11 protein-coding genes are annotated in these 24,322 nt (G+C 38.1%); 10 read left to right on the forward strand and 1 reads right to left on the reverse strand.

The window, feature by feature from the left end; all coding sequences use genetic code 11:
* Window positions 1-289 precede the first annotated feature (289 nt).
* From JAZ75_RS13565 to JAZ75_RS13610, 10 genes are all read left to right on the forward strand, one after another.
* Window positions 290-3,511: a SusC/RagA family TonB-linked outer membrane protein gene (locus JAZ75_RS13565; protein ID WP_208696063.1), complete on the forward strand. Its 3,222-nt coding sequence runs from the start codon at window positions 290-292 to the stop codon at window positions 3,509-3,511.
* A 6-nt stretch (window positions 3,512-3,517) separates the two neighbouring features.
* Window positions 3,518-5,308 carry a RagB/SusD family nutrient uptake outer membrane protein gene (locus JAZ75_RS13570; RefSeq protein ID WP_208696065.1) on the forward strand — a complete coding sequence of 597 codons (1,791 nt, stop codon included), beginning with the start codon at window positions 3,518-3,520 and terminating at the stop codon, window positions 5,306-5,308.
* A gap of 373 nt (window positions 5,309-5,681) precedes the next feature.
* Complete coding sequence (locus JAZ75_RS13575; RefSeq protein WP_208696067.1) at window positions 5,682-7,916, forward strand: hypothetical protein; 2,235 nt, start codon at window positions 5,682-5,684, stop codon at window positions 7,914-7,916.
* Window positions 7,917-7,940: 24 nt separating this feature from the next.
* Window positions 7,941-10,232 (forward strand): hypothetical protein, encoded by a 2,292-nt coding sequence (locus tag JAZ75_RS13580; protein ID WP_208696069.1) that lies wholly within the window; start codon window positions 7,941-7,943, stop codon window positions 10,230-10,232.
* An 867-nt stretch (window positions 10,233-11,099) separates the two neighbouring features.
* A complete protein-coding gene (locus JAZ75_RS13585) occupies window positions 11,100-12,575 on the forward strand; it encodes a xylulokinase (RefSeq protein WP_208696071.1) in 1,476 nt (491 codons plus the stop codon).
* Window positions 12,576-12,586: 11 nt separating this feature from the next.
* Window positions 12,587-13,915 carry a xylose isomerase gene (gene xylA / locus JAZ75_RS13590; RefSeq protein WP_208696073.1) on the forward strand — a complete coding sequence of 443 codons (1,329 nt, stop codon included), beginning with the start codon at window positions 12,587-12,589 and terminating at the stop codon, window positions 13,913-13,915.
* A gap of 37 nt (window positions 13,916-13,952) precedes the next feature.
* Window positions 13,953-15,635: a sodium/sugar symporter gene (locus JAZ75_RS13595; RefSeq protein ID WP_208696075.1), complete on the forward strand. Its 1,683-nt coding sequence runs from the start codon at window positions 13,953-13,955 to the stop codon at window positions 15,633-15,635.
* 6 nt (window positions 15,636-15,641) lie between these two features.
* Window positions 15,642-18,806: a GH92 family glycosyl hydrolase gene (locus JAZ75_RS13600; protein ID WP_208696077.1), complete on the forward strand. Its 3,165-nt coding sequence runs from the start codon at window positions 15,642-15,644 to the stop codon at window positions 18,804-18,806.
* Between the two features lie 282 nt (window positions 18,807-19,088).
* A complete protein-coding gene (locus JAZ75_RS13605; RefSeq protein ID WP_208696079.1) occupies window positions 19,089-21,503 on the forward strand; it encodes a hypothetical protein in 2,415 nt (804 codons plus the stop codon).
* 36 nt (window positions 21,504-21,539) lie between these two features.
* Window positions 21,540-23,213, forward strand: a complete 1,674-nt coding sequence (locus JAZ75_RS13610) for a glycoside hydrolase 43 family protein (protein ID WP_208696081.1) — start codon at window positions 21,540-21,542, stop codon at window positions 23,211-23,213.
* A 94-nt stretch (window positions 23,214-23,307) separates the two neighbouring features.
* On the opposite strand, the gene JAZ75_RS13615 is transcribed toward JAZ75_RS13610, so the two are convergent.
* Entirely contained in the window at window positions 23,308-24,306 is a 999-nt protein-coding gene (locus JAZ75_RS13615) for a beta-ketoacyl-ACP synthase III (RefSeq protein WP_132770764.1), read from the reverse strand.
* Window positions 24,307-24,322: the final 16 nt, after the last annotated feature.

Here is a 24,322-nt window from a genome sequence, read left to right on the forward strand (position 1 = left end):
ATAACATTATAAAATAGCAAATTATTGGTGGTAATCATTTTTTATAAACCTGAGCTTTATACTGTAAATGAAGGTGTGAAGATAGGATCACATACCGAATAACCAAATTATGAATTATTCCGAATTTGAAATTAAGCTCTGCGTTCGGGCTTTGGAAATTGTTAACAGACAATACAAAAACATTCGCCCTATGGTATAAAGAATACACATATATAAAAAACAATGAAGGAATGCGACTCCTTCATTGCTCATTATTTTCTTAATCAATTAATCAAGAATAAACAAAGTTATGAAAAATGTTAAATTAATACACTTTCTAAATTTTGGCAAGAATACAAGAAATATAACATTATTATGTGCTTTGGCTACAATTAATAACACGATCTACGCCGAATCAAATAATGTGCCTATAAGTACTGGCCAAATCACATTTAAGAATTTAAAAACAGTACAACAGCAAATTATTGTTTCCGGTAGGGTAACCGATAACAATGGTAATCCAATGACCGGAGTATCCGTAGCTGAAAAAGGAAAACCAAGTGAGCAGATCACAGGGCAAGATGGAAAGTATCAAATTAAAGTAGCTTCCGCCGGAACTTTGGTATTCACTTTTGTGGGCTATGAAACCGTAGAAATCCATATTCAAGGAAAAGATGTTGTTAATGTTAATATGCGAAGTAATATTAAAGATCTAGATGAAGTCGTCATTATTGGTTATACCTCACAAAAGAAATCCTTACTGACAGGCGCTGTTGCGACGATGAAGATCGATGACAACTTAAAAACACTACCTACTACATCAGCTGGTAATATGTTGATTGGTAAACTGGCAGGAGTGAATGTGAATACAGTAGATGCTGTGCCAGGAGCACAGCCTAATGTTAGTATCCGTACTGGGTCTTCATGGAATAAGCAGAATGTAACTTATGTAATAGATGGTGTGGTACGTGGAGGTGGCGATTTTAATAATTTAAGTCCTAATGAAATTGAGGATATTTCTGTTCTGAAAGATGCAGCCTCTGCTGCTATATATGGTTCCCGATCCGCTGGTGGTGTCATTATCGTTACAACGAAAAAAGGAACAAGAGGGAAACCCACTTTCAATTTTTCGTCTGGTTATAGTATTGATACCCGTACCAAAAATGTCGCATTGACAAGTGCTGTTCAGGCTGGAGAATTATATGGACGTATAAATGGTTCTGCAGACCCTGCGGGTTGGGCATGGTCGCAAGAAGAAATCGATCATTATAAAACTATTAATAATGGTTGGGGATATGATCAATTGGAAACGGTATGGCAAAATCCAACAACGCAAACCAATAATCTCAGTGTAGACGGTGGAAATGACCGTGTACGTTATTTTGGTGCAGCATCCTATGTGAAGCAAAAGGGATTTTTAGAGCCTATGACTTACGATAAATATAACATTCGGATGAATGTGACGGCGGATATCACTAAAGATTTGGAAATATTTACAGGATTTGCACTCTATAACAATTTGACAAGTAGCATTGCAGACAATGCAGATCCGGCAGACACTTATGGTAAGCTGCGTGTTTGGCAACCTGATCAACCTGTTTTTACAGACAACGGTCAGTTTGTAGATTATGGATGGATCGGTAACGTTGGCGCACGGGTAATGGGTGCGAGTGGGTATAATAAAGAGAATCATTTGAAACCTCAGTTGATTGTCAGTGGTACTTATAGGATGCCATTTTTGAAAGGTTTGAGTGCAAAAGCAATGTATAGTAGAAGTTGGACAAATAATATACGTAAACGCTTTTATACTAATTACGATATGATGGTAATGAAAAGAAGTGGCGCCAATAATCGTATCGTTTCTACCGATGATAATGATATTATAAATGTGAAAAGGTCGACCTGGGTTGGTAAAGATTATATTGAACGTAAATCAACTTGGAGTGATGACAAACAATTCAATATGCAGTTGAATTACGAAAACGTCTTCAATGATAAGCATCGGGTCTCGGCGGCATTGGTAACGGAATGGGCCGAAGGTGCTGGTTCTGGTGTAACAGGTGGACGAGAAACCTTTCCAGTTTATAAAACCGATCAGTTTTGGGCGGCCAGTGGGGATCGCGTAGATACTTGGGGAGATGGAGATACCGATTGGATGAATGGACGTATGTCGTATATTGGTCAATTCAACTATACTTATGCAGATAAATATTTGTTTAATTTTTCATTTCGTGAAGATGGCTCCATGAAATTTGCACCAGAACAACGTTGGGGCTTCTTTCCCGCTGGTTCTGTCGGTTGGGTAATCTCAGAAGAGAACTTTTTTAATAAATCAATCGTTCAGTTATTAAAGTTTCGTGGATCAGTGGGGCTGACAGGTCATGATGAAGTTGGCGGATGGCAATGGTTAGAATCCTATAAACCTGGAAAAAATGTTTATTTCGGAACCAGCCCTATCAGTTCGGTAGGTATAACCTATGGGAATATCGTAAACCGTAATTTGACTTGGGAAAAGGCCTTAAGCTATAATATCGGAGTGGACATGAGTATGTTTAAAAACTGGAATCTATCTGCTGATTATTGGATTCGTAATTCTTACGATATCTTAGGAGATCGTCAAAATGCATTGCCATCTACTTTTAGTTTGTCTATGCCTGCTGAAAATTATGGACAGATCGCAGCGCAAGGGATAGACCTGCAATTGGGGTACCGCAATAGTAGTGAAAAGGTGCAGTATTTTGCCAACTTAACCATGTCTTATGGATGGAATAAAGTGATTAAACGGGATTATCCTGAGAATGCGCAATGGATCGATATTCCAATCGGTAAGCCTGTTGAGGTAAAAGATCAAGCTGTTGATTATATCAAAGGATGGGAATTTGACCGTATTTTACGCACACAAGCAGATCTGGATGCCTTTAATGCAGCTAATCCAAATTATAAGCATAATGGTTTATCGCCAGAGTTGGGTATGATGGTGTATAAAGATCGGAGTGGTCCTAATGGTGTAGTTGATGGAGTGATTGACAATTGGGATCGTGTTGAACTGGTGAAGGGTAACTTCCCTGTGGTGTATGGATTGAATTTAGGTATTAGTTGGAAAGGATTTCATTTGGAAACAATGTTGTCTGGACGCTTAGGCGAGAAGAAATGGATGTCTGATCTCGCAGGTGGGGTCGAGTGGAACCGGATGTGGGATCAATGGTATTCAGATAGCTGGACGCCAGAAAACCCAAATGCTACTTTACCAAAACGTGTTGGCGCCAATAATGCGAAGACTTACGAAACAAAGAGTACTTTTTGGTTAAAGGATGCAAGTTTTATGCGCATGAAGTATCTGACACTGAGTTATGATTTGCCAAAAGGTAATGCGTTTTACAATAAAATATTCAGTAATGTGCGTGTGTTTGCAACGGGTACAAACTTGTTTGTCCTGAGTAAGTTTAATAAATATTATGACCCGGAGATAGGTGGTGGAAATTCATTCCCTATTTTAAGATCCTATAATTTTGGTATTGACGTTAAATTCTAAGACGGTATGAAACTTAAAAGAAGTATATATAGTGCGTTCATTGCACTTTTGTTGAGTGGCTGTAGTCTTGACTATAAAAATACAGAAGCTATAACTCCAGATAATGTATGGTCGGATAAGATCATGATCAATGCTTTTATGAACGATATTTATGGGCGCATGTTGCCCGGATGGCCCATTGACGCAAATGGTACGGATGAGGGGATGAATGGTCCAACGGATATAGGGGATTATACTAGAGGGTTGATTACCATCGAAAATCAAGGTAAGAAGTGGAATTATGAAAATATCGATCGCATCAATTATTTATTGAAGCGTTTGGAGACCGTGACCGTATTGTCCGAGACGGAAAAGCAAGCGTTGCGTGCACAAGCTCTTTTTTGGCGGTCATGGGATTACTGGGGTAAAGTATGGAATACAGGAGGGGTTCCCCTGATTTTAGATGTCCAAGATCAGACTAATTTACCTTCATTATTTGTCAAGCGTAACAGTACATCAGAATGTGTTGCTCAAATCGTGAAAGATTTGGATGAAGCGATTCTAGCATTGCCCGACACCTGGACAGGTGCAGATTTTGGTAAAATAGATAAAGGAACAGCAATGGCATTTAAAGGGCGTTTGTTGCTCCAATATGCGAGTCCCCTTTTTAATCCGAATAATGATCAATCACGTTGGGAGAAGGCATTTAACGCGAATAAAGAAGCTGTCGATTTTTTGAAGGCTGTAGGAAAGGGTTTATATGAAGGTAAGTTTGAAGACATCTGGTACAACGAACGTAATAAGGAAGTAATCATGGTGAATCAATTTTATTATCCAGATCATAAATTGGATCAAAAGAATATTCGTCCAGAACCATTGACAAAGGATTATGCAAATTTTAATCAAGCCATATTTCCATTATTGATGGCATTCCCTAAAAAAGATGGTACAAAATTGCAATTGGATCTTAATCGTTTAAAAACTGATGATGTTTATAACGATCAGTTTTTGACTGATTTTTATGTTGGTCGTGACCCACGTTTTTATGCGACAGTTTTTACTCCAGGCACCACTTATCCTGCAAGTGACATACTGAAAGACGGTGCTAAATATTGGAATACTTGGAGAAAAGTTGCTGATCTAGCCGCAGAGTCTGGTTTTAAGTACACCACGATGATCTTTGATCAATTGGGTAAGGGAGTAGGTGGAAGTACGTCAGGTTATTTTCAACTCAAAGGTGTTGATAAAGCATTGACAATACCTACGGTCTACGATGCAGGAACGGATTGGATAGAAATCCGGTTTACGGAAGTACTGATGAATTATGGTGAATGTGCAAATGAAGTAGGTAAAAGTGGGGAAGCCTTAAAAGTACTATATGATGTCAGAAATCGTGCAGGAATTGAGGTAGGGATGGGTAATTATGGAATATTGGCAACTACAAAATCGGAAGTTCGTCAGGCTTACATGGATGAACGTTTTATTGAGTTTGCTTATGAAGGAAAGCGTTGGACAGATATTAGACGATGGAAACGCTACGATATGCTCAATACGTTAAAGTATCGGTCAGGTTTGAACGCAGTGATCAAAGATGAAAATAATTTAACAAAATTTGATTGGAAAAAGGATATGTATGATGCCGCAACGCGTAAACTATTCCGATTTGAATATGTGGAAAACCTCGATGGTGATAAACAATATCAATTTAAGTTGGATTTAAACCATTGGTTTTATCCTGTAAATCAAGAGGTATTGGATCGAAATTCTAAAATAGAACAAAACAAAGAATGGGGAGGAACATTTGATCCTCTACTTTAAGATTTTTTTAAATAAAATGGCGACTTATTCACAAGATAAGTCGCCGTTTTATTTCATCAGAGGCCATCATTAATTCTGATCATAAGTATAAGTGCAAAATAACATTATAATAGATCAAATTATTGGTGGTAATCAAGATAAAATAGAGTGAAGTTTACAGTTGAATCGTTTGAGATGAAGTCATTAGAGGAAAGTCAAAGCTTTATTTCTCGATTTTAACCGGTAATAAAAACCCAATGTTATTTTAATGGGGTGTTAACAATTGATTATGAAAAGAATATGGATCCTTTTATTTTTTATTATCCTTCACACCGTAGAGGTCAATCTGGGTATTACTGCTGGAGTTATTGAAGATGCACAAAAGAAATAACCAATGAAAATAAGTGAAGTAGTAGCAATAGCCTGCGGGTGTTTAATTTCCATATCTGTATCTGCGCAAAGTTGGTTGCCTGAGAAAAGAGATAGCCAAGTAAAATTACGTTTGCTGGACTGCAAGTATGATAAAGCGAAATTAGTAAAGAGCCAAGTTATCGGATCAAATTCGGATAATTGGGAGGTTAAGCAAACAGTAGAAACGATAAAGGATGGTGAGGAGTCGATCTATCGGTTTACTTTTAAAGCTAAAAGAACAATGGACAATGTTGGTGTTGCGGTAGCTTTTGATGAATACGATTGGAACAGCGACAATTTTGTGATGATACCGGCAGTAGTTTATAACGGAAATAGACAGCGCATTGTGAACCGCGAATATGCAACAGGATTGGATAAATCGGATTATTTTAGAAAAGATCTGGCTCTAACGTCTAATCCGATCCCGCAACTGTCACCTGAATTTGGGGCTAAATCCCGCATCGAAGTTAACGTGAGCAACACAGCAACTCCACTGATCGCCTATTTGAACAGAAATATAGGAAAGGGGACTTTCTTATTTACAGATCAAGGTATAAATTGGAAAGGGGAAGTGAAAGATCATGCCTTGATTATTGAAGAGAGTTTAGATCGTCGTGTGGCCAGCTTCATTATCAGTGCACCTGGAGTAAGGGAAAAGAAACCTGAATTTATTGGTTTTAGTGAAAGTCCAGATCGAGGGATAGCTGTCACCGCTGGTGAAGAAATTACGATTCGAGTGACAAAGATTAATTATCTAAGTCAAGATGTTGCGACATTATATAAACGTTTTATGCGTGAAAGAAAGGCACATGTGACAGCGGAGAAACCAAGGAATCTGATGCCGATGAGTGAGGTGCTTGTCAACATGGCTAAAAATATTGATGAGCGTTATTATGTTGGTAAGGATGAAGCTTTTTATTGTCCAGAAAACGCTGATTGGATGTCCTATGGCTGGGTTGGAGGATTGATAAACACGTACCCCATGTTAGCGCTTGGGGATACCGAACATTTGCAAAAGGTGAAGAATACATTTGATTTTGCTCTTCCTCGAGGAAAGGGTGAAAGTGGATACTATTATGATGTACTTGGTGCTGATGGAAAAGTTATAAACCGTGATGCTGCGAAGTGGGTTCCTGGAATCGGGCTGACACGTAAGAATGCAGATGTTTTGTACTGGATGATCAAACAATTTATGTTGCTGGAAAGACAGGGCCGATCCAATGCGATTGCAGATGAATGGAAAACAAATATACGCCAGCTTGCTGATGCTTTTGTGAAAACCTGGAAAGAAGAGGGAACATGGGGTAATTATTTTGCTATTGAATCGGGAAAGGTCGCCGCATATAACACAACGGGCGGTGCTATGGCAGTAGGTGGCCTAGCGCTTGCTTCGTTGTATTTTAATGTTCCGGAATATTTGGAAGTAGCTCACTTGGCTGCTAAAGAATATTACGATGGTTTTGCATTGATCGGTTTTACTTCTGGTGCTTGTGGGGATATCCTTCAGAATGCTGATTCAGAAACAGCCATTGCACTGACGACATCTTTAATGACGATGTATGAAGTGACAGGTGAACACAAGTATCTGGATCAGACAAAACAATTGGCAGATTACACAGCATCATGGACCGTTTCATTTCCGTATCGTCTTCCTGAAAATACGGCATTGGCAAAGTTAGGAGCAAATTTAACTGGAGCTATTTGGGCCAGCACACAGAATAAGCATGGTGCTCCGGGATTTTGTACTCAATCTGGCGATGTACTTTTTAAACTATACCGTATAACGCAAGATACGCTATACGCAGACTTTATACGTGATGTCATTCATGCACATGCAGAGGGAATACAACCCAATGGAAAGATAACAGAAAGGTTGACTTATTGTGATGCGGATAGTCGTGGTTCACGTGGAGATGGTGGTAAAACGGGATGGAATGAGACAAATGGAGCCTTAATGGCTTTGGAAATACCTGGAATTTATATACGTAAGGATCTGGGAACAGCTTATACATTTGATCATGTTGTTGTTAAGCAGATTAAAAAAACGAAAACTGGTATGACGTTGACAATTTTTAATCCAACGGCATTTGATGCATCAGTAACGCTATTAACAGAAGATAAGCAACAGGCTTCGGTACCTTTGGGTGAAAATGCATTTTTGGATTGGAACAATAAGGTAATCATTAAAGCAGGCAAGTCTGTGACAGTAAAAATTTAGTAAATTAAACTTATAAAATAATTGATGATGTACGATAATAAGAGTTTTTTAAAGAGTTGTGCTTTGTTTCTGTTTCTGATTGGAATCGGAATAAGTCTACAGGCACAGACCGTATTACAAACGGACTATTTTAAAATCACTATTGATGGCCGAGGGTATATTACCAGTATGCTAAATATAACGAAAAAACCTTTCCGTGAATTTAGTCCTGCGGACAAACCCTCTCCTCTAATGACGCTTTATAATGCAAAAAAAAGAGTCTATTCTTACCCAGAGAAAGCTGTTTATTCAAAAACAGAGAAAATCATAACGGTTGCCTATTCTAATGGATCTTCTGCCAGGATTCGTATAGAGCCTCATACTAAATATTTTAAAATGAAGTTGTTGTCTTTGACGAATTCTCAAGATATAGAAGCGATTCAATGGGGCTCATATCATACGAATATCACGAACTTAATGGGTGAAATTATAGGCGTGAGCAGGGATACAAGCGAGTCGGTTAATTTTGCAATTGGTATGATGGCTTTGAATGATAATACGCTAGGCGGAACAGCAGATATTCAGGGTGATGCAGCACCGTTTCAATATATCATCCATTCACCGGATGCGAACCGTTTTCCATTACCTAATCATTTGCATGAAGGACAAGTATTTACTTTAGGAGGTAATGGAATCAGTGATGTTGCTTTCTATGCGCATAAAGAACCTTATTATCGTATTCTTTATGGAAATGCGGCAGAAGTTGATAAAAATGGAAGAATCTCCATTACATATCAGTCACGGGACAGAAGGGGGCAACGTGAAGTTTACTATTCATTGATTCCAAATATGCCCTCTAATAAGCCTAATCATTTACAGGTACAGCCATTGCCTGGTGTGGATTACATCGGATCTTCCATTGCATTTTATGGAAGCCCAGATAGTACAGCACTAATGGATGTTGTTCAAAATATTGTGAAGATGGAAGGTTTACCTTACCCAACGGTGAACGGTAAATGGATAAAAGATCCTGCGGCCTATGTACCAGATGTGCTGACTGAGGGAGGATTATATGATAAAATGATTGACTATACCCATCAGCTAGGTTTTAAAGCAATCAGCCTGTACGATCAAGCTTTCTTAAGACCTGACCGTGGAAATAAGGGATATCTTGATGGAAAGAATTTTGAAAATAAACCTTTAAAACTAACAAGTGGAAATCTGTCACATAAAGAATACGGAGATATTGCAAAGAAATATAATATTGTGATCGGTAGAACTCCAATTACCAACTCTCTGGCTCCTGGGACATTGGATGCGAGTCCAGTACCAAGTGACAGTTTATGGTATCAGCAAAAACGGTTATTGGCAAAGGAAATTAATGCAACAGATACCATCATCTTAGTCGATGATCCGACTTACTTAGATGAGATCGGAAGTTGGCAAGGACATGTAAAAAGCTTGAACATCATTAAAATTGGTAAGGAGCTCATTCATTATTTGGGTGTCAGCGACACAAAACCCTATCGTCTATTGAATGTGAAACGAGGTTATTGGAAAACAACAGCTTCGGCACATAAAGCAATGGATACTTTGTATAAATTGCAGGTGACTATTGATTATGGCTATGATGGATTAATCCCGAATATGCAGTTGCAAGATAAGATTGCGGAATATTATGCAGATGTATGTTATTTAAATGGTCTGGGCTATTATGATTTTGATGGACAAGAATTTTTATTTAATAACGGACATGGTTACTACTCAACGAAGCGTTTTTTTGGTAAAATGTTTGCAAAGGCAAAACAGCATGGTATTCCAGATATCCGTTTTACAGGCGCTACACTTTCGGAAGGTTCGTGGCATTATCAGAGTATTTGGAATGTCGGTGGAGGTAAAAATCTGTACGATGCGGAAACACGTGAGTGGGGAAGTGAGACGAGTCAGGGAAAAGATTTGAGAGATGTGTCTTACGCTAATTATTTTCCTGTAGGAATGGGCGGTAACTTTCCAATTACTGAAAAATCTACGGTAGAAGAGTACGAACATATTCAAGCGATGGCTGTGGGTACCGGAGCTACATACAGCCTTAAGTTGAATCAAAAAAATGTGGAAAGTTGCCCACAGAAGGATCAGATTTTTAAAGTGATCCGTACTTGGGAAAATGCACGTGCAGCGAATGCTTTTCCACGCTGGATCAAGCAACATCTAGTAGATCCAACGCAAAGTTTTAGATTAGAAGAGTTGGATGTAAATACCTGGAATCTTTATCGCGTCAATAATAAAACTTCTAGCAAGCAATTATTAGCGAAGTTGACAAGAGCTAAGGGGTATTAAGTTTAGGCGAATTAAAATGATGAGGTATCGTGATCTACATATTGTATTCGCTATTTGTAGATGAAGAGTAATATTTAAAAATTTTAATATTTTGAACTATTAAAATAAAAACAACTTACTTACAAATAATTCAAATGTAGTAAATAGTATGAAAGTATGGATAAGGATGGATCTGAAGAGATTTATCTTTATTTAGGTGCCCCTATGAAAAACTCTATTCTTTATTAAAAAAGAATAGAGTTTTTTTATGGAAAGCTATCTTTTCACTATGGGAAGGTGAATGATCATATTTTTTTATTATTTAAAGATTTGATAATGAATTTGTTATTTATTGTTTAAATTGGACTATGATTATCTTTTTGAATTAGCAGTCAAATAGACTTTTTCTAATCTTCTGTTTAGGGTAATAGCTCTTATTTCAGGTTATTTGTTGTACACGCGGATTGTTAATTTAAGAAAATTAGACTTTTTAAAGATAGCCGTTATATCTGCTATGTTTGAAAGTTGCTAAAATAGCGTCATAATAAGTTAATATATAGCTTCTAAACGAAAGTTGATTTGTTGAAATTTATAGGTTAGAAACGAGTTGCATAAATGCGATACGTAGAAAACCAATAATATTGGTCAAGGGATAGAAACATAGTATTATACGATTCTAAACTAACATACCAGATCCAAATTATATCCTCAGTAATTTAATCTTCAGATAGAAGTAGCCTAAATTAATATAGAGGCCATCTAATTTAAAAAATACGATAGAAAGAAACGACTAGCGTTGGAGAGGTATATTAATTTACTTGATTCTGTACGGATGTTTAATTGACCAGGTTAAGATGAAATGGTATATAAAAATAATTTTGAATAAATATGTTGTTATTGGGAATAGACCTGGGTACTTCTTCGATTAAAGTATCTGTTATTGATGCCGTTACAAATAAGAAAATTATCTCTTGTCATTTTCCTGAAACGGAAGCAGAGATTTTATCATTAAATACAGGTTGGGCAGAGCAGGATCCTAATCTGTGGTGGACAAATACACAATTGGCCATTAAAAAAGCAAATGCATCTGGATTATACGACCCTTTGGATATTAAGGCTATCGGTATCGCTTACCAGATGCATGGGCTAGTAGTGGTAGATAAAGAGCAACGCGCCTTACGTAACGCCATTATCTGGTGCGACAGCCGTGCTGTAAATATTGGTCAAAATGCCTTTTCTATATTAGAAGGAAAGAGATTCTTGAATAGTCATCTCAATTCACCAGGTAATTTTACAGCTTCAAAATTAGCATGGGTGAAAGAACATGAACCAAATGTTTATGAAAAAATAGACAAGTTTATGCTACCTGGAGATTATCTGAGCATGCGCTTAACTGGTGAAATCAATACAAATGTAAGTTCGATATCAGAAGGAATTCTATGGGATTTTGAACAGCAGCAAATTTCAGATACGTTACTAACTTTTTACGGTATTGATCGCGAATTGGTGCCTAAAGTACAACCTGTATTTTCTAATTATGGATCGCTTCGTTGGGATGTAGCAAATGAACTGGGATTATCACCGCAAGCAGTGGTTTGTTACAAGTCCGGTGATCAGCCCAACAATGCATTATCCCTAAATGTTTTTGAACCAGGCGAAGTGGCCGCTACTGCTGGTACATCTGGCGTTATCTATGCGGTTACTGATCAAAGAGCTCATGATCCGCAATCCAGGGTAAATACTTTCGCGCATGTTAATTATGAATCCGAATCGGAACGGTTAGGGGTTCTATTGTGCATCAATGGGACAGGTATACAAAATAGTTGGATCAGTCAGGTCACTGGTAATGGAAATGATTACGAAAGTATGAATGCGAAAGCTTCACGTATACCCATTGGATCTGAAGGTGTACATATACTGCCTTTTGGAAATGGTGCCGAGCGGATGTTGAATAACAAAACGATAGGAGCACATATCCAAAACTTAGATTTCCTCAGACATGGCACGGCTCATCTTTGGAGGGCATCACAAGAGGGAATAGCATTTTCCTTTCGCTATGGATTAGATCTGTTAAGGGAAAACGGGATCACACCGCAAGTGATTAAAGCTGGTCATGCCAATATGTTTTTGAGTCCTGTTTTTCAAGAAGCATTTGCAGGAGTAACGCATACACCAGTAGAGCTTTATGATAATGATGGAAGTGTAGGGGCTGCTTTAGGAGCGGGTTTGGGTATTGGCATATTTACGAATCGACAAGAAGCTTTTAAGGGACTTCAAAAATATAAAACGATCGAACCGGAACATATTTCAAAATATGATGAGGCATATAAAAAATGGAAACAATTATTAGAAGACAAACTATAAATTAAGATAAAATGAAAATTTTGACAGGAAATCATGTGTTCTTTAAACATGTAGAACAAGTTCAATTTGAGGGTGTAAATTCAGACAATCCGTTGGCCTTTCGTTGGTATGATCCAACACGAGTTGTCGCAGGAAGAACCATGGCAGATCATTTTAAATTTGCTTGTGCATATTGGCATTCTTTTAATGGTAATGGGGCAGATCCATTCGGTGGTCCAACGCATTTTTTTCTATGGGATAAGAAAGCAACGATCATGGAGCGTGCAAAAGATAAAATGGATGCTGCCTTTGAATTTATGACGAAGATGCAGTTGCCCTATTACTGTTTTCATGATGTTGATTTAGTGGATTATACCGATGATATTCACGAAAATGAACGCCATCTCGATGAGATCGTTGCTTATGCAAAAGAGAAACAGCAACAGAGCGGTGTGAAATTGCTTTGGGGGACAGCAAATTTATTCAGTCACCATCGCTACATGAATGGTGCTTCTACCAATCCTGATTTTCATGTTTTGGCCCATGCAGGTGCTCAGGTTAAAGCTGCAATTGATGCAACGATTGCATTGGGCGGTGAGAATTATGTATTCTGGGGTGGTCGTGAAGGGTATATGTCCCTGCTTAATACAAATATGAAAAGAGAGAAAGAGCATTTAGCGGAATTTCTACATATGTCAAAGGATTATGCACGTAATAATGGGTTTAAAGGGACGTTTTTCATCGAACCAAAGCCATGCGAACCTACAAAACACCAATATGACTATGATGCCGCAACAGTGATTGGATTTCTTCGTGAATTTGATCTAATGGATGATTTTAAACTTAATCTTGAAGTTAATCATGCAACATTAGCAGGTCATACCTTCCAGCATGAATTACAGGTAGCTGCAGATGCTGGTTTATTGGGATCAATTGATGCAAACCGTGGTGATTATCAGAATGGATGGGATACCGATCAATTTCCAACGGACTTAACCGAATTGACAGAATCACTGATGATTATTCTTGAAGCAGGAGGCTTACAGGGGGGAGGTGTCAATTTTGATGCTAAAGTGAGACGTAATTCGACAGATCCTTTGGATCTATTCTACGCACATATCGGTGGTATGGACAATTTTGCACGCGCATTGGTTACTGCAGATAATTTACTTCAAAATTCCCCATATAGAGAATTGAGAAAAGAGCGTTATAGCAGTTTTGATACAGGTGCAGGAGCAGATTTTGAACAAGGGAAGCTATCTCTTGAAGATCTTCGTGCATATGCTATTCGTGAAGGAGAACCAAAGTTGGTGAGTGGTCAACAGGAGTTTATGGAGAATTTGATCAACCGTTATATATAACACATTATTCATTTATTATAAACCTACTTCTAATTATATGAATAATATCTTGGCGACCAAAGATTATTTGGTTTTTTTCATCTACTTTATCATCGTATCGGGGTACGGTATTTGGGTCTATCGGCAAAAGAAGACCAAACTCAATGGTACCGATTCTAAAGATTATTTTTTAGCTGAAGGCTCACTAACTTGGTGGGCCATCGGCGCATCTTTGATTGCATCTAATATCTCTGCCGAACAGTTTATCGGTATGAGCGGCTCGGGCTTTAAGATGGGGCTTGCTATTGCGACGTACGAATGGATGGCCGCTGTGACATTGATTATTGTTGCAGTGTTTTTTATTCCGGTATATCTTAAAAATAAGATATTTACGATGCCTCAATTTCTGCATCAACGCTATAACGGCACCGTTGCTATGATTATGGCTGTATTTTGGTTGATGTTGTACGTAGTCGTCAATCTAACCTCAATTTTGTATTTGGGAGCACTCGCCGTCAGTAGCATTTCGGGTTTCGATTTAGAGGTGTGTATGTATGCTATCGCTTGCTTTGCTGTTATTATTACATTAGGAGGAATGCGGGTTATTGGGTTTACAGATGTGATTCAGGTTTTCTTCTTGATTCTAGGAGGTCTGGCAACCACGTATTTGGCGCTGAAATTAGTGGCAGAAAATTACGGTGGAGAAGGAGTGCTAGAAGGATATCAGATTATGGCTACTAAAGCCACGGATCATTTTCACATGATCCTACATCAGGATAATGAAAATTATTTGGATTTACCAGGGCTTACGGTCTTGATTGGTGGTATGTGGATTGTAAACCTCAATTATTGGGGCTGTAATCAGTATATCACGCAACGCGCTTTAGGAGCAGATCTTAAAACGGCTAGAAACGGAATTTTATTTGCCGCTTTCCTAAAGCTTTTGATGCCCATCATTGTTGTGCTTCCAGGAATTGCAGCTTATGTGCTATGGAAGGATGGCTTATTCCAACCTGAAATGCTTCAGAATGGTGAGGTTAATCCAGATCGGGCATATCCAGTATTATTGAACTTACTTCCTTCGGGTTTAAAAGGTCTATCATTTGCCGCTTTGACTGCCGCAGTAGTTGCTTCATTAGCCGGTAAATCGAATAGTATTGCAACTATCTTTTCATTGGACATTTACCAGAAGGTATTCAATAAAAAAGCAAGTGAAAAGCAATTGGTTAATGTCGGTAAGATAACCATTATATTTTCGATGGTACTTGCGGTGATCATAGCACCTCATTTAGGGATAGATAGTAAAGGTGGTTTTCAATATATTCAAGAATATACCGGATTTGTTTCACCAGGTATTTTTGCCATGTTCATTTTAGGATTCTTCTGGAAGAAAACAACTTCAAATGCAGCTTTATTTGCAACAATAGGCGGGTTTATTTTATCCGTTCTATTTAAATTTTTACCGCATATAGCAGATCTATCGTTTTTAAGTTCGACTGGTTTTTCTGTTTTAAATAAAGCGTCAGGACTGTACGAAATTCCATTTTTAGACCGCATGGGTTTTGTTTTTGTCATCTGTATTATGGGTATGTTGATCATTAGTTTAATCGATCAGCGAAATGGAGTTGTATCAAAAGGATTGGAAGTGGACCGAACAATGTTCAAGCCACATACAGGTTTCGTCATTGGAGCATTTTTGATTATTTTGTTAACGACCGCGCTGTATATGATTTACTGGTAATTTAAAATGAAATTATTTTTTACAATGTTATCGTTGATCTGCTTAATCAGATCAGCGTTTTCACAAGATAAAGTGTTGTTTGAAGTAGGGGTTAAGGATAGTAAGTCTTCTGAATTTTCATTGTCTCCAAACCAATATGATAGCTTTTTAGCTCATTTTTCAGGAGAGCCCACATATTATGTGGGCTATTCTTTGTCAATGAAACAATGGCCTTATGTATTACCGGGTCCACTGGACCATTGGGCCGGAGGTGGCTATTGGGCCGGATTTCATCCAAGGCATTTTCCAGCTCTTTATTTTGAGGTAGCGCAGTTGACGGCTAAAGGTGAATGTGAGTTTACAATTGATTTTGTGGGAGCGAAGAAGGGAACCAACAAGATTCGTATCGAACTGAATGGACATCGTTTTGAAGAAGATATTCAAGGAGAGGATAGTAATACTCTGTTGGAAGGAAAAGCGCATGAAGCACACCCAGATCATATCAAGATTCGGTTTCCAGTTTCTTGGTTGAACAAGGGAATGAATAAGATTCAATTGGGGACAATAGCTGGTAGCTGGTCCATTTTTGATGCGATGCAATTGAAAACTCCTGCAACAGTAACATTAAAGGAAGCATCTTCTACATTAATTCGATCGGCCGAGACAGCGCCATTTGAATATTTACGAGATCAGGGCAAGCGTGTACAGCCAGTTCTTGTAGATATGTCTCAATTTGATGTAGCTAGAAACTTGAGTTTTGAAGTGGATGGTAAATTAGTGGAAACACGTACTATTGAAGTCGGCACTTCTATTCAAGAAATATATTTACCTGCATTACTAAAAAAAAATGGAGTTAAAAATTCCATCTTAACCATAAAATACGGCCAAAACATTGTCTTTACTGGTTCCATAAAACGTTCGTTTCAAGAGTTGCATAAACGGACAGATTATGTTGATTTGTTAATGGGAACAGGTAATTCTAGGTGGATGTTTAAACCATCACCTGCACTTCCATTAAGCATGGTACAGATCGCTCCGGACAATCAGGATGAAACCTGGAAAGCCGGCTATGAATATACCATTGAGAATATCATGGGATTTAGTCATTTTTGTGATTGGACCATGACAGGACTCTTAATGCAACCTACATGTGGCGAACTTCAGGTTACTCCGGGGCGTGAGGCTTTTCCTGATGAGGGATACCGGTCTCGCATTGATAAAAAAAGGGAAGAAGCAAATGTGGGACATTATTCAGTATTCATGACAGATACGAAGATAAAGGCTGAATTGACTGCCACACGTAGAGCTGCATTGCAGAAGTATACTTTTCCTAAACGAAATGATGCACGTATCATGATCGATATGTTTACACCAAGTGAGTACCCTCATAATTTGACGGATGCTAAAATAACAAAGGTAAATGATCGTGAAATTGAAGGCTATGCAACGTATTATAACGCTTTTACAGGTTATTCTCTTCAACAGGAGTATACGGTGCATTTTGTTTTACAATTTAGTAAGCCTTTTAACGCTATGGGAGGGTGGGTTAATGAAGGGGTTGACGCAGTGAAAGGTTATATACCGGAATGGAACCGCAATCATGAGTTTAAAAGTACAAATGACATCCGCATGGATATCAATGAAATTCATGGAAAAGGAGATCTTGGTGTTTTTGTGAATTATAACACTACCGAAGGAGAAGAAATACTCGTACGGTCCGGAGTTTCACTTGTGGATATCGCTGGGGCAAGAAATAATCTTAAAATTGAACTTTCAACTCCATTTGGATGGGATTTTAATCGTGTTGTTGCTAATTCGAGAGCAATCTGGGAAGATTATCTAGGACGTATAGAGGTTGAAACGGATGATTATCTTCAAAAAAAGAAGTTCTATACAAATTATTATAGAGCTATATCGGCTAAAGCAATCTGGAGTGATGTGGATGGACGTTATCGCGATGAAGATGAGGAGATCAGACAATTAAAGGATAAGAAGGATGCTATTGTCGCGGGTGAATATTGGAATACTTTCTGGAATAATCAACAATTGTTTAATCTCATTGCACCGGAAATTTCTTCTATTTGGGCGCGTTCAGCTATACAACTTTATCAGAATACAGGTTGGTTTAATACCGATCCCGCGGGTATTGAACATACTGGTGTCATGGTCGCGATGCATGTAGCCTCTCAGATTCAAGGGGCATGGCAAAGCGGTATTCGAGACTTTGATCTCAGCACAGCATATGACGGGTTAAAAAAAATGTTGACGGTTTCTCCTCAACATTATCCAGGCGGTGGTACAGTTGGGGTGGAGCATCTAGACGTTTACAAAAAGTATGGCTATGTTCCTGCCGGAAAAGGTTATGTATCCAATACGTTAGAATATGCCTATGACGATTGGTGTCTTGCCCAAATGGCTAAAGAGCTAGGGAAAAAAGATGATTATAATTATTTCCTGAAAAGATCTGAAAACTGGAAACATATTTTTGATCCTAGAACTGGTTTTATGCGACCGAAGGATGAAAAAGGAAATTGGATAGAACCATTTGATCCTTACCATACGCCTGGATTTGTAGAAGGAAATTCTTTTAATTACAGCTGGTTTGTGCCACATGACCCCAAAGGGCTAGTAGAAGGTGTGGGACAATCACGTTTTGTAAACAGACTGGATGAGGCTATGGAGAAATCTGCAAAAGCAAATTTTAATGCTGCCGGTGATAATTTTAGTGCTTATCCGTTGAACCATGGTAATCAGACATCAATGGAAGTGGCATATTTATTTAATTGGGCGGGTGCTCCATGGCTGACCCAAAAGTGGTCGAGGGCCATACAAGAACAGTATTATGGAACCACACCTTACAATGCCTATCCAGGGGATGAAGATCTTGGTCAGATGAGTAGTTGGTTTGTTATGAGTGCCTTGGGTTTGTTTCAGTTAGACGGAGGTGCATCAACGACACCTATGTATGAGCTGGCTTCGCCACGTTACCCTAAAATAACATTAAATATGGGAGGACGCTATGGCCGTGGTCAAAAATTTGTGATTGAAGCAAGAAATGCATCAAAAGAAAATAAGTATATCCACAATGTAACACTTAATGGAAAGAAAGTCGAAGGATTTTTAATTCCTCAAAGGGCTGTTTTAAATGGAGGTAAATTAATTATAGAAATGGGAAGTACTCCGGCTAAATAACGGATAGTGCTATTATAACTAAAGCAAAAAAGTCATCGGAATGTCTACTTTCGATGGCTTTTTTGCTTTAATCAGTAGGTATCACTAATTGCAATTTTTTGTTTTTTTTACTAGGGAGAATTCGTTTTGAATCGACTTAGTTATTGCACATCATGTTTTTAAGTAGAATTAAATCAATTTTTAAATGAAATCGATCAAAAACAAGTTGATGATTAGAAACTAAAAGTATAGATGAGTGAATGGGGGTGAATGAGCTATATACATAAAATGAAATACTAAAATATGAGAAACAAGTTGAAAATATTATGGACGCTATGTTTCATCTTCATGTTGACCAATCTGAGTCAAGGTGTAGAACTGAAAACGAAACAGACTCAAATTACGGTTGATGACAAGGGATATTACAGTTCGATCAAAGTAGCAGGAAAGGAATTGTTGGGTAAAGGTAGTTATCCGATTTTGTCAGCAGTCAAGGCACAACAGATTATTCTACCTAAAGAATTAAAGATTAAAGGTGATCAGTATTTTCTTTCGATGGAAGATGGTCAACAAATTGAACTTAAAGTAAAGCAGCTGGCGCAAGCCATCACTTACGAAATCATTAAGATCAGTGATGCGTACAGCATGGTTGTTTTTGGTCCGGTAAAGATCAATTCTCATGAGGTTGTTGGAGAAATTGTAGGTGTTGCACAGGATGTTGATGTCGCATTTGGAATGCAGGCATTAAATGCGAAAACCAATGGTGGAATACCACAGGAATCTGCAAGTTTATATAGTTCTAAATTTACATACACAGGTGCTAATATGGAACTTTCAGTAGCCAGTGTTCCTTTCTATAATCTGGTTGCGGTTGATGCAAAAGATGGAACGGTTTTTCAATTGTCAGCCCGTAATAGACAAAAAATGGAGTACAGGAAAGTGCAACAGTTGGGCAAATCGCTGACACTTCCAGTTTCTGGTCCTGATGGATCGATAATCGGAGCAAAGATTGCTCTATTTGGAGATTATAGGGAGGCAATTTTAAATCGCATAGGGTATGTAGAATTGGAACAGGGATTACCGCATCCCATGCTTGATGGTGAATGGGATAAAATGTCCCGATCAGCGATGGATTCTTACCTGATTTCAAATTTTTCAGAAGAGGATTTTGACTTTGTTTTGGATAAAGTACAGATGGCTGGCTTTAGGAATGTGTATCATACGGATCCGTTTGAAACATGGGGCCATTTTAAATGGAAATCGTCTTTTGTTAAAGCCGGTGATCAAGGAGTTAAATTGTTGGTAGATAAAGCAAAGGTTAAAGGTATTCGTGTTGGCGTGCATACCTTAACTAATTTTTTAACAACTAATGATGCCTATGTCACTCCGATTCCAAGTAAGCACTTGCTTAAACAAGGTGAGTTAAAGTTGTTGGACAATTTGAACGCAGAACAGCAAGAAATCGAGATTCAAGCATCAGATTTGTTTGATATGCCTTTGTCACTTAATGCGATGCAGATTGATGATGAGCTGATTACATTTGGTAAGGTTGAGAAAATGAGCGATAAGATACGGTTGACAGATTGTAAAAGAGGGGCTTTCGGAACAAAGGCTGCTGCACATGATAAGATACAACCGTTATATAAATTATGGGATTACCCTTATAAGACATTATTCCCTGATTTACTGTTGCAAGATGAATTTGCACAACGTTTAGCGATCATATTTAATACCACAGGCCTCAAGCAGATTTCATTTGACGGTTTGGAAGGAAGTATGTATACCGGTCATGATTACTATGCAACAGCACGTTTTATAACGGAATATTATAAAAATTTAAAAGATAAGAGCGATTTGATTAATGATGCAAGTCGATTGGATCATTTTTTATGGCATACACATACCAGGATGAATTGGGGTGAACCTTGGGGAGAGGAAATGCGTAAGGGGCAGGTTGAAAATAGAATAAAGAATCAGGAATTTTTTAAACGCAATCTTTTCCCACGTATGTTGGGCTGGTTTTTGGTGCGTCTTGCTGATCGTAAGTTTGAAACAACCACATTAGAAGATTTAGAGTGGGCACTGTCAGAGTCAGCAGGGTTTGATTCTGGATATGCAATGAGTATCAATATACAGACACTCCGAAAACATGGTCAGATTGATCTTTTGTTAGAAGCAATGAAAAACTGGGATGGATTGCGAAAAGCAAAAGCTTTTAATGACGATCAAATGAAGCGCTTGCGGGATCCAGAAACGGAATGGCATCTTAAAAAAGTAACTGAAGATCAGTTTTTGCTCTATCCACTTTATATTTCAGACCGATATCGCTGTGATTTATCGGAGATGCAACCGGGACAACCTGGTGGAGCTGATTGGTCCTGGTATGCCCCAAACGAAGGAACATATGCACTACGCCTAAAAGTTGAAGGAGGAGGAACAATTTCAAATCCTTCATTTACAACTTCCAAAGGTGTGATTAAAATAGAAGGAGCTATAGAAACCGATCAATACTTGTTATTGGATCATGACGGGAATGCCTTGTTGACGGATAAAAATTTTAATACGATAAAGAAGCTTCCTGTTCAGGGTAAAGCCGTTTTGCCTCAAGGTAATTCAAGTATTGCATTCGCCTGTGATGTACAAGATGATACTCCTACAGAAGTATTGGTGCGCTACAACGTGAGAGGGGAAGCTGAGAAGATAACGCGCGTGAAATAAAATAATTTTGGACGCATCAATAAATTATAAAAATAAATGACTGCAATTATATTCGACATTACGAGTTTATCAACAGAAAGTAAAGTTATGGGCAGATGCCAAAAAGATATTATGATTAAATTTTTGAAGTACAGGATTAGGAGTATCATTTGCTTCCTACTGTTTTTGTCATGTTTTTCAACTGCTAATGCACAACAGGTATGGTCTCCCGATAACGGAAATGGTACATTTACCAATCCATTGATGTGGGGTGATTGGCCTGACCCAGATATCATCCGTGTCGGAGATGACTTTTACTTGATCTCGACAAGCATGCATTATGTTCCTGGAAGCCCAATAGCAAAATCTAAAGATTTGGTGAACTGGGAGATCGTTGGATATCCTGTAGAGCGTTATGATGAAGATCCTCGTTTTGATATGAAGGGTGGTACTTTGTATCTCAATGGATCGTGGGCAAATACCATAAAGCATCATAATGGAAAGTTTTATGTTGGATTTTGTACGCCTAAGAACTGGGGCTGGGATAAAGGAAATTTTTCTATCTGTATTGCTGATAAACCAGAAGGACCATGGGAGAGAACTATTTTTCCAGAATTCTTATACGACCCAGGATTGTTTTTTGATGATGATGGAAAAGTTTATGTAGCTCATGGTCAAGGAACTTTGTACCTAACGGAATTAAATGCAGATGCCAAATCTGTAAAGGGTAAAGACGTTAAAATTTGGGACAAGCGTTTTAAAAATGCTAATGAATTTGGAGGTGGATTTGGTATGGAAGGTGCTCATATGTATAAGATTAATGGAAAGTATTATATTACTTGTCCAGCAGGAGGTACAGAAGGATGGCAGATTTGTTTACGGTCTGACAATATTTACGGTCCTTATGAGCATAAGTTAATTATCAATGATAGCAGTTCTTATCCACCGAATGGTTTACACCAAGGTGGTATGGTTCAATTAAAAAATGGAGATTGGTGGTTCATTATTATGCAAGATCGTGGCGCGATTGGTCGCGTGCCTGTTCTTTTGCCTGTTGAGTGGAAAGACGGTTGGCCGATGTTAGGAAGCGGAAATAAAGATGTGATTACTTATAAAAAACCTAATGTTGGTAAAGTGTATCCTATTAAAAGTCCTGCAACAACAGATGAGTTTACAAAGCAAAAATTAGGTTTGCAATGGCAATGGAATCATAATCCTGACAATGAAAAATGGTCCTTAACAGAGCGCAAAGGATATATGCGCTTAAAAGCATCTTATGCCGATTCATTAAAAGTTGCACGTAACACACTGACACAACGTGTTCAAGGACCAAATTCAGAAGGAACAGTTGAGATTGATTTAACTGGTTTGAAGGATGGAAATGTTGCTGGATTTGGAGTTTTTCAGTTTCCTTATGCTTTTGTAGCAGTAGAACAGTTGAATGGTCAAAAGCGTATTATTATGAATAACAATGATAAAATTATCGAGCAGATCGATAATTTTAAGGGTGATAAAATTTGGGTCAGAGCACGTGTTACCGATCGAGATTTTATTGCTAAGTTTTACTACAGCACAGATGGAGAAAACTTTTTTGTTATCGGAAATGATCTAAAAATGCAATTAGAATTATATTGGACAGCCAATCGTTTTGCTTTGTTTAATTATAGTAAAACTAAGACTGGCGTTGATGGGTATGCCGATTTCAATTGGTTTAGATTTACAAATAAATAAATTAACATACAAAAAAGAAATCCCTCTGATCTATGATCAGAGGGATTTCTTTTTTATACAGACTTACCCGTTTCAGTAAGCGTTTTATTTTTTTTTATATCATCCAACGGAATAAGCTTGCGCCCCAAGAGAAACCAGCCCCAAAAGCTGTTAACATAACAAGATCTCCAGTCTTCATCTGTTTTACATTTTCCCAGATACATAAGGGAATTGTCGCTGCGATTGTATTCCCAAGGTACTCAATATTACTTAAGGTACGGCCTTCAGGAATATTTAATGATCGACCTACAGCATCGATAATACGTTGGTTTGCTTGATGTGGTACTACCCAGTTGATATCCTCAACGGTTAAGTTGTTGCGCTGCATGACCTGCGTGCAGGCATCACTCATTGATTGTACTGCTTGTTTAAATACGGTTTTACCGTCTTGACGTAAGTATCTTTTTTGTGTATCATTATCCGATAAGCTTATTGGATATTGGGTTCCACCTGCTTCAATATTTAGGAAAGCGCGACCATCTCCGTTACTTCTCAAGTATGCGTCCATAACACCTCCTTCTGTAGAAGGTTGTAGTAATACAACTCCAGCACCATCTCCGAATAGGATGTTGGTTGAACGGTCATGGATATCGACATAAGTACTGATATTATCAGCCCCTACGATAAGTACATTTTTGTATCGTCCTGTCTCAACAAGTGAAGCACCCATATCCAGCGCATATAGAAAACCAGAACAAGCAGCGTTTATATCAAAAGCCCAAACATTTGTAAGACCTAGTTTTTCAGCGATGATGTTCGCAGTCGCTGGCATGGGCATATCAGGAGTTGAAGTTGCTACTAAAATTGCATCTACTTCAGCTAAATCTTTACCATACTTTGCTACGAGATCCTGAATCGCACGAACGGCCATGTCAGAAGTCGCCAATTCTTCTTCTAAGATGCGGCGTTCTTTGATACCAGTTCTTTTGATGATCCACTCATCATTCGTATCACATAATTTTTCTAAGTCAGAATTTGTTCGTTTATTTTGAGGGATATAACCTCCGATTGCGGTAATTGCAGCGTAAAGTTTATTCGGGAGAGTTGTATTCATATATTATGGTTATCAT

Source organism: Sphingobacterium sp. UDSM-2020, assembly GCF_016132525.1.
Taxonomy (GTDB): Bacteria; Bacteroidota; Bacteroidia; order Sphingobacteriales; family Sphingobacteriaceae; genus Sphingobacterium; species Sphingobacterium anhuiense.